Genomic DNA, 15,541 nt, shown 5'->3' with positions numbered 1-15,541 from the left:
CCGCAGCAGCGCGCCAACCAGGTCGCCCACTTCCTGACGCAATGCCTGTTCTGCTTCTTCGCCGAAGACGTGGGCCTGCTGCCCGGGCGCATGTTCGAGCGGCTCGTGAACAACCGCCATATCACCAGCGACAAGCTCACGCAAGGTTTGAGCGACCTGTTCACCGCGATGCAAAGCGGCGGCATGTTCGGCGCGAACGACATCCCCTGGTTCAAAGGCGGGCTGTTCAAGACGATTGACGTGCCGCGGCTGCAGATTGTCGACGTGACCGAGCTGCGCAACGCCGCAGCGCTGAACTGGAGCGCGATCGACGTGTCGATCTTCGGCACGCTGTTCGAACGCGGCCTTGACCCCGCCAAGCGCAGCCAGCTCGGCGCGCACTACACCGACCCGGCCACCATCCTGCGCATCGTCGAGTCCGTGGTGCAGCGCCCATTGCTACAGATTTGGAAGCAAACTGCGCAGGCCCTGCAAGGGATACTGGCCAAAAGCACCAAGAAAGGCGACAAGAACTACCGCGCCGCGCAGGCCCGGTTCATCGAGTGGCTGGACAAGCTCACCAACTACCGGGTGCTCGATCCGGCCTGTGGCAGCGGCAACTTCTTGTTCCTCGGCCTGAAGTGCCTGAAAGACATCGAGCACCGCAGCCACCTGGACGCCGCCGCGCTGGGCCTGGACCGCGAGGCCGATCTGGTCACCGGCCCGCACAACGTGCTGGGCATCGAGCTGAACGAATACGCCGCCGAACTGGCGCGCGTGACGGTCTGGATCGGCGAGCTGCAATGGCGCATGGCGCACGGCTACGAGTTCAAGACCAACCCGGTGCTGGAGCCGCTGGACCACATCGAGTGCCGCGATGCGCTGCTGACTTTTCTCCCTCTGGGAGAGGGCAGGGGTGAGGGCTCTGCGGCGCTCGAATCGGACGCGGGCGTCGATGCGCGGGACGGGGGCTCAGAGGCGCAGGCGGGGCGGACGCCGGGGGCTCATACGCTTCGCTTTTTGAAATCGCCCCCGACATCCGCCCCGCCTGCACCTCCGAGCGGTGGCGCTGCGGTGAAGACTGGCGGTGGCACCACGACCGAGGAAGAAACGGGGTCGGATCGCGATTTCGCGCAGCGAAACTCGGGCTCTGACCCCGCTTCTTCCGGCGTATCGGAAGCCAACTGGCCCAGGGCGGATGTGGTGATTGGGAATCCGCCGTTTTTGGGTGACAAGAAAATGCGCGGCGAACTGGGTGATGCCTACACGCAGACCCTGCGCAAAACCTATGAGGGCCGCGTGCCCGGCGGTGCAGACCTGGTTTGCTACTGGTTCGAGAAGGCACGCCAGGCGATCGAGAGCGACGGCCTCACTGCCGCTGGCCTGGTCGCCACCAACTCCATTCGCGGCGGCAAGAACCGCACCGTGCTCGACACGATTTGCAAGACGACGCGCATCTTCGAGGCGTGGAGTGACGAAGGCTGGGTCAACGAGGGCGCGGCGGTGCGCGTGTCGCTGGTGGCGTTCGGGCATGCAATGCAGGGTGCGAAATTGAACGGAACGACTGCCAGCTTGATTACGGCAGACCTGACGGCTGCGAGCGCCGGCAAAGAGTCAGTGGATTTGGCAACAGCCAAGCCAATCAATGCTTCTGGGACAAGTTTTATCGGTACTCAAAAGGGCGGCCCATTTGATATCCCTGTGTCGCTTGCACGTGAATGGTTATGTCAGCCCAATCCAAACAGTCGCCCAAACGCCGAAGTTCTCTTCCCGTGGATTAACGGTTTAGACATCACTCGACGACCACAGGGTCTTTGGATTATTGATTTCAACGAAATGGACGCCGTTGCTGCCTCGCTCTTCGAAATGCCTTGGCGTCATTGTGAAGTGGCGGTCCGTCCGACACGGGAAGGCAACCGCGAGGGCAGAACGGGCCAGCGGTGGTGGCTTTTGCAAAGAACCCGGCCGGAAATGAAGGCAGCGCTACTCCCCATCTCACGCTATCTCGCAACCGCACGCGTATCAAAACACAGACTGTTTTCGTGGCAACCAATACAGGTTCTCTCGGATTCTCAAGTAGTAGTCATCGCCCGCGCCGACGACACCACCTTCGGCATCCTGCACAGCCGCTTCCACGAACTCTGGTCGCTGCGCATGGGCACTTCGCTCGAAGACCGGCCGCGCTACACCCCCACCACCTGCTTCGAAACCTTCCCCTTCCCCGCCGGCCTCACGCCCTTGGATACGGCGCACCAGCGCACGGAACCGGTGGAAGGCGGCGCACTGATCCCCGCCGACCTCCCGCCAAAGCACAGCGAGGCGAGGATGGGGCGGATGTCGGGGGCGATTTTAAAAAGCGAAGCGTATGAGCCCCCGGCGTCCGCCCCATCCTCGCCGGACCCTCGCCCACAAACCGCCGAGCACCCTTCCCCGCGCACCGCAGCCATCGCCATCGCCCAGGCCGCCAAGCGCCTAAGCGACCTGCGCGAGAACTGGCTCAACCCGCCCGAGTGGGCGCAGCAGGTGCCCGAAGTCATCCCGCTGGGCATGAGCACATCGCCCTACCCCGACCGGATCGAGCCCAGACCGGACCTCGCCGAAGCCGACCTCAAGGCGCTGCAAAAACGCACCCTCACCAACCTGTACAACCAGCGCCCCGCCTGGCTCGCGATGGCGCACCAGCAGCTCGACGCAGCCGTCGCCACCGCCTACGGCTGGAGCGACTACACGCCCGCCATGCCCGACGATGAAATTTTGAAGCGCCTGCTCGCGCTGAACCTGGAGCGCTCGGGCACCCGTTCATAGCATAGCGAGACGCCCTGAAAACAGCATGGCGCAGCCTGTTCGGCTACCATCCCATCTGATTACTTTGTGGGCATCATGAAACCATCCACATCACTGGAGTTGAAACGAAGTGCGGTACGGGCAGCCGCCGCGCGCTTCCGCACGGTCAATCCGCGCGTGTTCGGTTCAGTGTTGCGTGGCGATGATGCGGACGGCAGCGACATCGACTTGCTGGTTGACCCACTGCCTGGCACGACCTTGTTCGATCTCGGTGGACTTCAGGTTGAACTGGAAGCATTGCTGGGCGTCCCCGTGGATTTATTGACGCCTGGCGACTTGCCGGTCAAGTTCAGAGCCCAAGTGCTTGCCGAGGCTCGCCCGGTATGACCCCAAGCCGTTTGCCGGACTACCTTGACCATATGCTGGAGGCCGCGCGTCAGGCCTGTGCCTATGCCCAGGGCATGTCCAAAGAGGAATTCCTCGCTGACAAGCGGACGCAACAAGCCGTCATCCTGAACCTCATCCTCATTGGCGAAGAAGCCACCAAACTCCTGAAGGATGACGATGCTTTCGCAGACCGGTATCCACAAGTGCCGTGGCGCAGCATGAAGGGCATGCGCAATCGCATCGCGCACGGCCACTTTGAGATCAACCTTGATACTGTCTGGGAGACAATCCAGACGGCATTGCCCAGTTTGATTGAACAGTTGCCGGCCATTCGTGAAGCCATGAAATGAGCGCGTCTGACTTGGCCGCGTAAAAGCCTTCTGATTCGCAGCCAGTGCGCATCGTCCCTGCATTCACTTTTATTCAGACTATCCCACATGACCTACTGCGTCGCCCTCAAACTCAATGCCGGGCTGGTGTTTCTCTCGGACTCGCGCACCAACGCGGGGCTGGACCAGATCGGCACCTTTCGCAAGATGATCGTCTACGAGAAGCCGGGCGAGCGCTTCATGGTGCTGCTGTCGGCCGGCAACCTGAGCATTTCGCAATCGGTGCGCGAGATTTTGCAGGTCGAGCAGCTCAAGGAGCACGACACGGGCGAGCCGATCACGATCTGGAATGCTAAAAGCATGTTCGACGCGGTGCGCGTGCTCGGTGCCGCGGTGCGCCATGTGTACGAGCGCGACGGCGCCTCGCTGAAGAAGGCGGGCGTGGACTTCAATGTGTCGCTGATTTTTGGCGGCCAGATCAAGGGCGAGGGCATGCGGCTGTTCCAGGTGTATTCGCCCGGCAACTTCATCGAGGCCACGCCCGAGACGCCCTACTTCCAGGTGGGCGAGTCCAAATACGGCAAGCCGGTGCTGGATCGCGTGATCACGCCCGACACGCCGCTGAACGAGGCCGCCAAGTGCGCACTGGTGTCGATGGACTCCACGCTCAAGTCGAACCTGACCGTCGGCCTGCCGCTGGACCTCGTGGTGTACGAGGCGGACCGCTTCCAGACCGACAAGGTGGTCTGCATCGACGAGAACAACCCGTATTTCAGGATGATGCACGGCAGCTGGGGCCAGAAGCTGCGCGAGGTGTTCGACAGCATCGAGGACCCGATGTGGAACGGCGGCCACACCGACGTGCCCTTGATGGTGTCCTCCAGCCACGCCAAGCCGCTCAAGAAGATCACCACGCCCGAAGAGAAGTTAATCTGAAACCTTGCGGGACAGACCTACGCTTCGCGAAGCGCGCAAGCTCTGTCCTCAACCGTTCAAAATCCTTGATCAAAACCCCATGCTGATCGTCTTCTCCCACGCCAACAGCTTCCCTGCAGGCACTTACGGCGTGCTGTTCAAAAGCCTGCGCGCGCGCGGCTTCAGCGTGAAGGCGGTCGAGAAGTTCGGCCACGACCCGAAATACCCGGTCAGCAACAACTGGCCGCACCTGGTGCAGCAGTTGGCCGACTTCGCGCAGCGCGAGGTGGACAAGGCCGGCGAACCGGCGTTTCTGGTCGGGCATTCGCTCGGCGGCTTCCTGAGCCTGATGGCGGCGGCGCGCCACCCCGCGCTGGCGCGCGGCGTGCTGCTGATCGACTCGCCGATCCTGGGCGGCTGGCGCGCGAATACGCTGCGCGTGGTCAAACGCACGCAACTGGTGGAATCGGTCTCGCCCGGAAAGGTGAGCCGCACGCGGCGCAACAGCTGGCCCGATGCCGCGGCCGCACTGGAATATTTCCACCACAAGAAGGCCTTTGCCAAGTGGGATGCCCAGGTGCTGCAGGACTACATTGCGCACGGCACGCACGAGGAGGACGGCAAGCGCGTGCTGAGCTTCGACCGCGCGGTCGAGACGGCGATCTACAACACGCTGCCCGACAACCTCGACGGGCTCATCAAACGCCATCCGCTCAAGTGCCCGGTGGCGTTCATCGGCGCCCGCCAGTCCGCCGAGATGAAGCAGGTCGGCATGAGCATGACCGAGCAGATCGTCGGCGCACAGGGCGACACGCCCGGGCGCATCATGATGCTCGACGGCAGCCACCTGTTCCCGATGGAAAAGCCGCTGGCCAGCGCGGCGGCGATCGAGGCCGCGCTGCGCAACATGGCGCCAGCCTGATCAGCGCGCGGGGCCTTCTTCGTCGGCGGCGGTGCGGTCGGGCAGCACGGCATCCTCGACGGCCAGCACGGCATCTTTTTCGGCAGGCACGACCTCTTCTTCGGGCGACGCGCCGTAGTTCTGGTGTGCCAGCGCGTCATACAGGGGCGGCGTGAAGAAGTTCGCAACGCGGCTGCTGATGAGTGCGGTCGCCATCAGCGGAATCAGCAGGCTGCTCCCGTTGATCATTTCCATCACGATGATGAAGGAGGTGAGCGGCGATTGCGTCACGGCCGCCAGATAACCCACCATGCACACCGCCACGACGGCCGAGGCGGATGCACCCGGAAACAGCGCGGACGCCGCGTGGCCAAAGCCGGCGCCGATCGACAGCGACGGTGAAAACAGGCCCGCTGGCGTGCCGGCCATATAGGTCAGCACCATCGTCCCCAGTTTGGCCAGTGGATAAAAATAGCCGACCGTTTCCTTCTGGTCCATCAGCAGGGCACGCGCCTGGTCGTAACCGCTGCCCCAGGTCTCGCCGCCGCTGGCAATGCCGATCACGGCAATCAAAAGGCCCAGACCAGCGCCCCACACCAGCGGCTGGGTTGCGCGAATGCCCTGCAGGCGCTGCGGAATCCAGCGCTTCTGGCGCAGCACCAGCAGATTGAAAAGGCCGCCGGCCGCGCCGCACAGGACCGATGCAAAGACGACCGGAAAGACAAACGACGCCGACGGCGTGATGGACGCGCTGATCTGGCCGAAATACAGATAATTTCCGGCCAGTGCCACCGAGACCAGCCCGGAGACGACGATGGCCGTGATCAGTGTGCCGTTGGTACGGCTCTCGAAGCTGCGTGCGATCTCCTCGATGGCAAAGACAACCCCCGCCAGCGGCGTGTTGAAGGCGCCGGACAGGCCGGCGGCGGCACCGGCCAGCAGCAGGCTGCGCTCCAGCTGTGGGCTGACGCGCGGATAGAAGCGGCGCATTTCGTACATCACCGAGGCACCGATGTGCACGGTCGGCCCCTCGCGCCCGATGGTCAGGCCGCCAGCCAGGCCCAGCAGCCCGACCCCAATCTTGCCGATGATGATGCGCAGCCCGAACAGGCCTGGAATCAGTTGCCGCCGCCGCGGTGAGTGCATGGCCGCAATCACCTGCGGAATGCCGCTGCCCTCGCTGCCGACAAAAAATTGGCGCGTCAGCCACACGCACAGGGCCGTCAGCGTCGGCGTGATGAACAGCGCCAGCCAGGCGCGCCCCGCAATCACATGGACAAACCAGTCCTGTGCCTGGTTGGCCCAGCGTGCAAACAGCACCGCCACCAGGCCCACCAGCACCGCGCCAAACCAGAAAAACCCGTAGTTCAGCCAGGCCCGGCGCGCGTTTTTGCGGGCGAGTCTGAACAGCTGGGCAGGATGAAGACGGGGCAATATCACAGGCCCGATTATTCACTACGCTCCGGATAAAAGCGGAATCGGTACCTGCACTGGCATGGACAGCAGGATCTGCGCCATGCCCTTGCCCAGCGCGTCGTTACGCATCGAGGCCATGCCGCCGCCGCCCAGCGCCTGGGTGCAGACGAAGTTGAAGGCCTGAATGCCCGGCACCTCAAAGCGCGTCACCGTGCCCTTGACCAGGTGCGCCAGCCAGGCGGCCACCGCCGCTTCGGTGAGCTGCGCCCGCAGTACCGGCAGAAAGCGCGGTTCTCGGGCAATGATGCCGATGTTGGAGGTGTCACCCTTGTCGCCGCTGCGCCCGAAGGCCAGGCGGATCAGCGGCACCTCGAGGGTGTCGCTGGCGACGCCGCCCTCCTCTGTGGCTGCATCGGCGCAAGACGGCGCCGCCGGCACCACCGCAACCGCGATGGACTCACCAGGCGGCTGGGCCACCGCGATGACTTGGCCATCGATCGCGACCACGGGCGCGAGCCGTGCCTTGTCCAGCAGAAACGAATACTGCCGGATCGAGGGCGATACCGAGGCGCGGCCGCCCGCGCCCGTGGTGCCGGGCGCCCAGGAGGTGCCGGCCGGCGCCACTTCGCGCGCGAACAATTCGAGCGCTTCCCGGCTCGCATGGGTGGCGGTGAGCCGCAGCACGGCTTCACGGGTATGGAGCGCCCTGGCATGCGGGCCGTAGCAGGACTCGGCGCCCAGCACTTCGATGTGGGTGGCGGTGTAGGGGCCGAGCCCGGCGTTGTCCAGCAGCGCCGTGGTGCGGTCGATGATGGCCGCGGCCGTGCGGCGCGCCTTGGCCACCGCGTCGAAGCCGACGATGGTGAGCTGGGCGGAGGTCTTGAAGCCCTGCACATGCGTGGCGCAGACCTTGTAGCTGGCCGACGGCGCCCGCCCGCGGGCGCCACGCACTTCAACGCGGTGCTCGCCGGCCTGTTGCAGCGTGACCTGCGTGAAGTCGCAGATCACGTCGGGCAGGAGGTAGGCGGCGGGGTCGCCGATCTCGTACAGCATCTGCTCCGCGACCACGGCCGGCGTGACCTTGCCGCCGGTCCCCAAAGGCTTGGTCACCACGAAGCTGCCGTCAAAGCGGCACTCGGCGATGGGGTAGCCCATGTTGGCCCAGCCGGGCACCATGTCCCAGTCGGTGTGCAGGCCGCCCGTGGCCTGGCAGCCGCATTCAAGGATGTGGCCCGCGAGGCTGCCGCCCGCGAGCAGGTCATGGTCGCTGCTGCCCCAGCCGAACTCGTGCATGAGCACGCCGAGCGTCACGGCCGAGTCCACGCAGCGGCCGGTGATGACCACCTGCGCACCCGCGTCCAGCGCCGCCTTGACGGGCAATGCGCCGAGGTAGGCATTGGCGGTGAGCACCTTGTCAGGCAGCTTCGCGCCACTTTGCATTTCCTGCACCTGGCCCGACGCGCGCAGCGCCGGCAGCAGCGGCATCACGTCGTCACCCGTCACCACGGCGATCTTCAGCTCGACGCCCTGCTCTTTCGCCAGCGCGGCCAGCGCGGCGGCGCAACCCTCGGGGTTCACGCCACCGGCGTTGCTGACCACGCGGATGCCCTTGGCAACCACACCCTGCAGCACGGCCTTCATCGCCACGCCGACGAAGTCGGTGGCGTAACCCAGTTCGGGCTTTTTCAGGCGTGCACCCGCCAGAATCGACATGGTCAACTCCGCCAGGTAGTCGAACACCAGGTAGTCGACCTGGCCGCTGTCCACCAGCTGGGGCGCGGCGACGCTGCTGTCGCCCCAGAAGCCGGAGGCGCCGCCGATGCGCACCACCTTGCCGGCCTGCTTGCTGTGCTCAATCATTCGGTGTCCCTCGCGAAGCTGAAATCAATGGCCGGTCCACACCGGCTTGCGCTTTTCGCGGAAGGCCAGCTGGCCCTCCGCGGCGTCTTCGGTCAGTGCAAACAGGCCGATCTGGCTCTCGGTAAAGGCCATCGACTCCTCGAACGACATGGCCTCGATCTTCTTCATGGTGTACAGGCCCCGGCGAATCGCCGCGGGCGATTTGTCCAGCATGCGCTCCAGCAGCCACTGCAGCTTGCCATCCAAGTCGTCGCTCACGTAGTTGATCAGGGAGTATTCGAGTGCCTGGGTCGCGGTGAGCGGCTCGCCGGTCAGGCACATCTCGGCCAGCACACGGCGCGGAATGAGGTGGCCCAGCACACTCAGCACCTGCGCCGGGAACAGGCCGACCTTGACTTCGGGCAAGCCGAAGATGGCCTGGTCGCTGGCCACCACCATGTCGCACATGCCCATGATGCCCATGCCACCGGCCATGCAGGCGCCATTGACGCGCGCGACGAGTGGCACAGTGGACTGCTTCGCCTGCCTGAACAGGTTGGCAAAGCCGACATGGGGCTCGGCGTAATCGAACTTGAACAACTGGCCGCTTTGCAGATCGGCCCCCGCACAAAAGGCGCGCGTGCCGGCCCCGGTGATCACGATGGCGCGTACGTCACGGTCTTTGTTCGCGCGTGCCAGCGCGTCGGACAGGCCGGCGAGCACCGCCGCGCTGATCGCGTTGCGCTTGTCTTCCCGGTTGATGGTCAGCCACATGACGGGGCCGCGCATCTCTTCAAGCAGTTCGGGTGGATTGTCCTGGCTCATGGTCTCTCCTTGTCTGTCAAGGGGCGGTGCCCGCAGCGGCGCCGTCCCAGAGCCGCGCATGCTCCTTGCGCAGCAGGTTCTTCTGGATCTTGCCGGTGGCCGTGGCCGGCAGTGCGGCCACGAAGCGCACCGCCTTGGGCACTTCAAAACTGCCCAGGCGGGGGCGGCAATGCTCGATGATGGCGGCCTCGTCGCAGGTGGCACCGGGCTTGCGCACGACGAAGGCGCACACGGCCTCGCTCCAGTGCGGATGCGGCAACCCGAGCACGGCCGCGGCGGCCACATCCGGATGCGCCAGGATGACGGCCTCGACCTTGACGCTGGCGACGTTCTCGCCACCGGTCTTGATCATGTCTTTCTTGCGATCGAGGAACAGCATCTGCCCACCATCATCGAACATGCCCAGGTCGCCCGTGTGGTGCCAGCCATATTTTTGTGCCTCTGCAGTGGCCTGCGGGTCCTTGAAATAGCCCAGCATCACGTTCGGGCCCCGGTGCACGATCTCGCCGACTTCGCCCGGCGGCAGCAGGCGGCCCGCATCGTCCATGATGGCGGCTTCGCAGGCCACGCCGCAGGTGCCCCAGTAGTTGGCGTCGCGCTGCGGGTTCTCCACGGGCCGAAAGCTCATGGTGGCCGGGTAAACCTCGGTCTGCCCCGTGGCCAGCATGATGTTGGCCGTCATTTTTTCGCAGATTTTCTGGATCAGCGGGCGCGGCATCGGCGCCATGGCGTAAATGCACAGCCGCATGGCGGAGTAGTCGGGCGTGGCATACGTGGTGTCGGCCAGCAGCGCCGCGTACATCATGGGCAGCCCCACGAACATCGTCACTTTCTCTGTGGTGACCAGGCGCGCCACCTCGCCGGGCACGAACGCGCGGGCCAGCACCACGCTGGCGCCGACGGCGCAGGCGCTGGCGGCCAGCACGTGCTGCGCGCAATGGAACAGCGGCAGCAAGCCGGTCAGCACGTCGCCGGGCGTCATTGCGAAATCAGACAGGTTGCCGACGATGGCGCTGTAGGCCGAAGCGTGCGAATGCACCACACCCTTCGGGTGCCCGGTGGTGCCGCTGGTGTACATGATGAGCGCGGGCTGCTGCCCGTCGATGTCGATCTCCGGCAGGCTGGTGGCGCGCCCCAGCAGCGCCTGCTGCAGCGAAGTGCCGCCGGCAGCCGCCGCCGCAGCCATCGTCATGACGAGCGGCACGGCCAGCGCGTCCAGCACGCCCGCCATGCCCGGCTGCGCGCGAATGGCCTCGTCAACGACCACGCAGCTGACCTCGGCGTGGCGCAGGATGTAGTCGATGGCCGGCGGTTCCAGCTTGATGTTGACGGGCACCCAGACGTTGCCGGATTTGTGGATGCCGTTGATCGCCACCAGCATGTCGGCCGAATTGGCACACAGCATGCCGATCTGCCGGCCGCTGCCCACGCTCTGCAGCAGGTGGTGCGCGAACTGGGAGCTGCGCGCGTTCAGTTCGGTGTAGGACAGGCGCACGTCACCGTCCACCACAGCGTTGTGCGCACCGTATTTTTGTGCGGTGCGGTGCACCAGATCGCCCAGGGCGATGCGGCGGATGCGCCGGGCCTCGGCTGAAACGGGCATGTCGATCATTTTTGGGTCTCCTCGAAGTTGAGTGGCGTAAAAACAGACTTCATTGCGGCAGCGGCCATCACAGCCCCCACTGGCGCGCGGCCAGGTCCTTCATGATGTCCTCGGCGCCGCCGCCGATCATCATGACCTTGACCTCGCGGTAGATGCGCTCGCTCACCGTGCCGCGCATGAAGCCCATGCCGCCCAGGATCTGCACCGCCTGGTCGGCGCAAAACTGCATGGTCTGCGTCGCGTGGTTCTTCAGCACGCAGACCTGCGCCACCCAGTCCGGACTGGTATCGCTTGCATCGGCGCGGGTGGCCAGCGCCTCCAGCCACGCGGCGGTGGAATGGATGCGCATTTGCATGTCCACCAGCTTGTGGCGCACCGCCTGGTGGCCCACCAGCGCTGTGCCAAAGGTCTTGCGCTGGCGCGCCCAGGCGAGCGCCTCGTCAAAGCAGGCGCGGCTAAAGCCCAGCGCGGCGGCGGCCATGCCGAAGCGCTCGCCGTTGAAGTTGCTCATGATGATGCGAAAGCCCGCGCCCTCCTCGCCCAGCAGGTAGCGCGCCGGCACGCGCACGCCATCGAAGCGCAGGTGCGCAGTGTCGGAGCACAGCCAGCCCATCTTGTCCAACCGGGTGCGCGACAGGCCGCTGCTCGCGCCCGGCACCAGCAGCATCGAGATACCCGAGGCGCCCTTCGCTTGGGCTTCGTTGGTGCGCACCGCCACGGTGATCCAGTCGGCGCGCATGCCCGATGTGATGAAGACCTTTTCACCATCGATCACGTAGTCGTCGCCGTCGCGCCGCGCCGTCGTACGCAGCGCCGCCACGTCGGAGCCGCCACCGGGCTCGGTAATGGCCAGCGCGGCAATCTGCTCGCCCGCCAGCACGGGCGGAATCACCTCGCGCCGCACTGCCTCGCTGCCATACGCCAGCACCGGCGGCAGGCCAATGTTGTGCGACATCAGGCTGGCCAGCACGCCGCCGCTGGCACCAAAGTGGCACAGCGCCACCCACAGGTCCATGCGCAGGGCGTAGGACGCGGGCGTGCCGCCATAGGCTTCGGGGTAACCCAGCCCGAGCAGGCCCAGTTCGCCGGCGCGCAAGTACAGGCTGCGCGGGAATTCGCCGGCCTCGTCCCATGCCGTGACGTGGGGCGCGATCTCGCTGCGGGCAAAGCGCTCGACCGTGTCGGTCAGTGTCGCGCGGTCGGCCTGGAGTTCGCTGGATGTTGCTGGCTGCGTCATGCGCGTGCCTCCCCCGTGGCGGCTGGCATGGGCGCCGCAAAACGCACCAGCACCTGGCCGGGCGCGACCTGCTGGCCCGCGCTGACCAGCACCTCGGCCACAGTGGCGGCGGCTGCGCCGGCCAGGCTGTGCTCCAGCTTCATCGATTCGATCACCACGGCCGTGTCGCCCGCGGCCAACATCTGACCCACCACGGCGGCCACATTCACCACGCGGCCGTTGAAGGGCGCGCGCAGCTCCGTGGCGCCCGCGCCCGCACCGGCACGCGCAGCGGGCAGCAGCGAGACATCGTCCAGCCACCAGTCCACCGGGCCCGCCTGCAGGTGCCAGCGTTGGCCCCCCGCGTGAGCGACTTGCAAGCGCTGCGTCACGCCGCCTTGCACGCACTGCACGGCGCCATCCGGCAAGGCCGTGAACTGCAATGGCTGAGCGGCTGGCGTACCACTGCCGGCAGGCTGTACCTGCCAGCGGCCGGCGCCCAGCGCCTGCACGGCCAGCGACATGGTGGTGTCGCGATGCCGCAGGCGCACCGGGCGCGGGAAAGAACAGGGCAAGCCCAGATCAGTCCGGTTTTGAGTCAAAACGGCCGATAGCCCATACTGGCTCTGCGCCAGTAGCTCCTTTTTCAATAGCACATCGCGCACCGCATCGACCTCGCCGGCGAGGAAGGAGATCGGCGCCTGCCCCGCGCGGAACTGCGGATGGTCCAGGCACCCGGCCAGAAAGGCGCGATTCGTCGGCAGGCCCAGCAACTCGGTCTGCCCGAGGGCCTGCACCAGCGCATCGATGGCGGCCTCGCGCGTGGCGGCGTGAGCTATGAGCTTGCCCAGCATGGCGTCGTAGTGCGGCGTGACCTCGGAGCCGCGCTCGATCGCGTGGTCGAAACGCAGCGTGGGGCGGCCGTCCCCGCCCGGCGGCGCCACGGCAAACGCACTGGTGAATTCGGTCGATAAGGGCACGGCAAAGTGCAGCACGCGGCCCGTGTGCGGCGTGAAGCGCTCGTCCTCGGCGCACAGGCGCACCTCGATCGCGTGGCCCTGCAGCCGCACCTCGTGCTGCGCCAGCGGCAGCGGCTCGCCGCGCGCCACGCGGATCTGCCACTCTACGAGATCCAGCCCCGTGAGCGCTTCGGTCACCGGGTGCTCGACCTGCAGCCGGGTGTTCATCTCCATCAGGTAGAAACTTGCCCCCACGCTTGTCACTTCGCGTACTGCGCTGCCCCCCGAGGGGGCGTGTTTCGCCTTGGGGCGGCCCGGCGGCCAAACGTCTTCCCCCTCCAGCAGGAACTCCACCGTGCCCGCACCCACGTAGCCGGCGCCTTGGGCCAGTGCCACGGCGCAGGCGCCCATGCGCTCGCGCAGGGCGGCGTCCACCGCCGGGCTGGGGCTCTCCTCGATGATTTTCTGGTGGCGCCGCTGTACGGAGCAGTCGCGCTCGCCCAGGTGGATGCAATGGCCGTGCGTGTCGGCAAACACCTGCACCTCGACATGGCGCGGATGCAGGAGCGCGCGCTCGATCAGCAGCTCGCCATTGCCAAAGCCGGCCAGCGCCTCGGAGCGCGCGCTGGCCAGCGCAGCGGGCAGTTGACCGGCCTCGCTCACCAGCCGCATGCCGCGCCCGCCGCCACCCGCCACGGCCTTGACCATGACGGGGTAGCCGACGCGCGCAGCCTCGCTCACAAAGCGCTCTTCGCTCTGGTCCTCGCCCGCGTAGCCGGGCAGGCAGGGCACGCCCTGCGCCGCGGCCAGCGCCTTGGCCGCAGACTTGCTGCCCAGCGCGCGGATGGCGGCGGGCGGCGGCCCGATCCAGCACAGGCCGGCATCCTGCACGGCCTGGGCAAAGCGGGCGTCCTCGCTCAGAAAGCCGTAGCCGGGGTGAATGGCGTCGGCGCCTGTGGCGCGCGCGGCCTCCAGCAGCCGCTCCACGCGCAGATAACTCTCGGCCGAGGTGGTGCCGCCCAGCGCAAAGGCCAGTGTAGCCTCGCGCACATGCAGCGCCTGCGCGTCGGGCTCCGAATACACGGCCACGGTCTCGATGCCCATGGCATGCGCCGTGCGGATGACGCGCCGGGCGATCTCGCCTCTGTTCGCAATCAGGATTCTTTTCATGCGCGCGCTCAATCAGGCGCCGCGCCGCTTCGCGATGCCCATGGTCTTGGCGATGATGCCCATCATGACCTCGTCGGCGCCGCCGCCGATCGAGCCCAGGCGGCCGTCTCGGAACAGGCGCGAGGCGCGGTTCTCCCAGGTGAAACCCATGCCGCCCCAGAACTGCAGGCAGGTGTCGGCCACGGTGCGGTTCAGGCGCCCGGCCTTGAGCTTGGCCATGCTGGCCAGCTGCAGCACGTCCTGGCCCTGCACATAGAGGTCGCAGGCGCTCCAGGTCAGCGCGCGCAGCGCCTCCACTTCGGTCTGCAGCTCGGCCAGCTTGAACTGCACCCATTGCTGGTCGGCCAGCGTGGCGCCGAACATCTTGCGTTCCTGCGCCCATTCGATGGTGGCGCGGATGCACTGGTCCAGCGACACCAGGCAACTGGCGCCCGCCCACAGGCGCTCTTCCTGGAACTGCTGCATCTGGTAGATGAAGCCCTGGCCTTCCTGGCCGATCAGGTTGCGCTGCGGCACGCGCACCTCGTCGAAGTAGATCAGCCCGGTGTCGCTGCTGTGCATGCCAATCTTGCGAATCTTCTGCGCCACCTCGATGCCCTTCGTGAGCTTGCCATTGGGGCCGTCGCGCATCGGCACCATCACCAGGCTCTTGTTCTTGTGCGCGGGGCCATCGCTGGTGTTGACCAGCATGCACATCCAGTCGGCCTGCAGGCTGTTGGTGATCCACATCTTCTGGCCGCTGATGACATAGTCGTCGCCATCCTTGCGCGCATGGCTCTTGATCGCGGCCACATCGCTGCCCGCGCCCGGCTCGGAGACGCCGATGCAGCCCACCATGTCACCGCGAATAGCCGGGGCGAGGAACTCGCGGCGCAGCTCGTCGCTGCCAAAGCGCGCCAGCGCAGGCGTGCACATGTCGGTCTGCACGCCAATCGCCATGGGCACGCCGCCACAGGTGGTGTGGCCCAGTGCCTCGGCCATGGCCAGGCCGTAGGAGTAGTCGAGCCCGGCGCCGCCAAAGGCCTCGGGCTTGGTCAGGCCCAACATGCCCAGATCGCCCAGCTTCTTGAAGACCTCGTGCGCGGGGAAGATGCCGGCCTCTTCCCATTCGTCCACATGAGGGTTGATCTCCTGCTCGATGAAGCGCTGCAGGGTTTTCTGGATTTCGCGGTGTTCGTGCGTGAATTGCATCGTGTGTCTCCGGGGTGGGTGGGGCTG

12 protein-coding genes are annotated in these 15,541 nt (G+C 66.2%); 5 read left to right on the top strand and 7 right to left on the bottom strand.

What is annotated here, in order from left to right; all coding sequences use genetic code 11:
• The 5 genes from B0E49_RS20795 to B0E49_RS00225 form a co-directional block, all read left to right on the top strand.
• A partial coding sequence (locus B0E49_RS20795) for a class I SAM-dependent DNA methyltransferase (protein WP_077559971.1) occupies positions 1-2,784 on the top strand: 2,784 nt, incomplete at its 5' end.
• A gap of 75 nt (positions 2,785-2,859) precedes the next feature.
• On the top strand, positions 2,860-3,150 hold the full coding sequence (locus tag B0E49_RS00240; RefSeq protein WP_077559972.1) for a nucleotidyltransferase family protein: 291 nt from the start codon (positions 2,860-2,862) through the stop codon (positions 3,148-3,150).
• Positions 3,147-3,500 carry a HepT-like ribonuclease domain-containing protein gene (locus B0E49_RS00235; protein WP_077559970.1) on the top strand — a complete coding sequence of 118 codons (354 nt, stop codon included), beginning with the start codon at positions 3,147-3,149 and terminating at the stop codon, positions 3,498-3,500. The genes B0E49_RS00240 and B0E49_RS00235 overlap by 4 nt, the downstream gene beginning before the upstream one ends.
• An 87-nt stretch (positions 3,501-3,587) precedes the next feature.
• Positions 3,588-4,415, top strand: coding sequence for a proteasome-type protease (locus B0E49_RS00230; protein WP_077559969.1), 828 nt, complete (start codon positions 3,588-3,590; stop codon positions 4,413-4,415).
• A 79-nt stretch (positions 4,416-4,494) separates the two neighbouring features.
• Positions 4,495-5,316 (top strand): alpha/beta hydrolase, encoded by an 822-nt coding sequence (locus B0E49_RS00225; RefSeq protein ID WP_077559968.1) that lies wholly within the window; start codon positions 4,495-4,497, stop codon positions 5,314-5,316.
• On the opposite strand, the gene B0E49_RS00220 is transcribed toward B0E49_RS00225, so the two are convergent.
• Genes B0E49_RS00220 through B0E49_RS00190 form a run of 7 tightly spaced genes read right to left on the bottom strand, consistent with a single transcriptional unit; the run spans position 5,317 to position 15,514 of the window.
• The gene (locus tag B0E49_RS00220; protein WP_502688685.1) at positions 5,317-6,735 is read right to left on the bottom strand and encodes a chloride channel protein; all 1,419 of its coding nucleotides are present in this window, start codon (positions 6,733-6,735) and stop codon (positions 5,317-5,319) included. It lies immediately after the preceding gene.
• A gap of 15 nt (positions 6,736-6,750) precedes the next feature.
• Positions 6,751-8,571, bottom strand: a complete 1,821-nt coding sequence (locus B0E49_RS00215) for an acyclic terpene utilization AtuA family protein (RefSeq protein WP_077559966.1) — start codon at positions 8,569-8,571, stop codon at positions 6,751-6,753.
• A gap of 24 nt (positions 8,572-8,595) precedes the next feature.
• Positions 8,596-9,375 (bottom strand): enoyl-CoA hydratase/isomerase family protein, encoded by a 780-nt coding sequence (locus tag B0E49_RS00210; protein ID WP_077559965.1) that lies wholly within the window; start codon positions 9,373-9,375, stop codon positions 8,596-8,598.
• Between the two features lie 16 nt (positions 9,376-9,391).
• The gene (locus B0E49_RS00205; protein ID WP_077559964.1) at positions 9,392-10,987 is read right to left on the bottom strand and encodes a class I adenylate-forming enzyme family protein; all 1,596 of its coding nucleotides are present in this window, start codon (positions 10,985-10,987) and stop codon (positions 9,392-9,394) included.
• A gap of 58 nt (positions 10,988-11,045) precedes the next feature.
• Positions 11,046-12,215: an acyl-CoA dehydrogenase family protein gene (locus B0E49_RS00200; protein WP_077559963.1), complete on the bottom strand. Its 1,170-nt coding sequence runs from the start codon at positions 12,213-12,215 to the stop codon at positions 11,046-11,048.
• A complete protein-coding gene (locus B0E49_RS00195; RefSeq protein WP_077559962.1) occupies positions 12,212-14,323 on the bottom strand; it encodes an acetyl/propionyl/methylcrotonyl-CoA carboxylase subunit alpha in 2,112 nt (703 codons plus the stop codon). The genes B0E49_RS00200 and B0E49_RS00195 overlap by 4 nt, the downstream gene beginning before the upstream one ends.
• Positions 14,324-14,335: 12 nt before the next feature.
• Positions 14,336-15,514 carry an acyl-CoA dehydrogenase family protein gene (locus B0E49_RS00190; protein WP_077559961.1) on the bottom strand — a complete coding sequence of 393 codons (1,179 nt, stop codon included), beginning with the start codon at positions 15,512-15,514 and terminating at the stop codon, positions 14,336-14,338.
• Between the last annotated feature and the right edge of the window lie 27 nt (positions 15,515-15,541).

This window comes from Polaromonas sp. C04 (assembly GCF_002002705.1).
Lineage (GTDB): Bacteria > Pseudomonadota > Gammaproteobacteria > Burkholderiales > Burkholderiaceae_C > Rhodoferax_A.
This window is presented reverse-complemented; position numbering and strand designations above follow the sequence as displayed.

Bases quoted from the DNA above. Each gene is read 5' to 3' on its own strand.
- B0E49_RS00240 (WP_077559972.1), top strand. From the start codon at position 2,860: ATGAAACCATCCACATCACTGGAGTTGAAACGAAGTGCGGTACGGGCA.
- B0E49_RS00210 (WP_077559965.1), bottom strand. From the start codon at position 9,375: ATGAGCCAGGACAATCCACCCGAACTGCTTGAAGAGATGCGCGGCCCC.
- B0E49_RS00215 (WP_077559966.1), bottom strand. From the start codon at position 8,571: ATGATTGAGCACAGCAAGCAGGCCGGCAAGGTGGTGCGCATCGGCGGC.
- B0E49_RS00190 (WP_077559961.1), bottom strand. From the start codon at position 15,514: ATGCAATTCACGCACGAACACCGCGAAATCCAGAAAACCCTGCAGCGC.
- B0E49_RS00205 (WP_077559964.1), bottom strand. From the start codon at position 10,987: ATGATCGACATGCCCGTTTCAGCCGAGGCCCGGCGCATCCGCCGCATC.
- B0E49_RS00200 (WP_077559963.1), bottom strand. From the start codon at position 12,215: ATGACGCAGCCAGCAACATCCAGCGAACTCCAGGCCGACCGCGCGACA.
- B0E49_RS00235 (WP_077559970.1), top strand. From the start codon at position 3,147: ATGACCCCAAGCCGTTTGCCGGACTACCTTGACCATATGCTGGAGGCC.
- B0E49_RS00230 (WP_077559969.1), top strand. From the start codon at position 3,588: ATGACCTACTGCGTCGCCCTCAAACTCAATGCCGGGCTGGTGTTTCTC.
- B0E49_RS00195 (WP_077559962.1), bottom strand. From the start codon at position 14,323: ATGAAAAGAATCCTGATTGCGAACAGAGGCGAGATCGCCCGGCGCGTC.
- B0E49_RS00225 (WP_077559968.1), top strand. From the start codon at position 4,495: ATGCTGATCGTCTTCTCCCACGCCAACAGCTTCCCTGCAGGCACTTAC.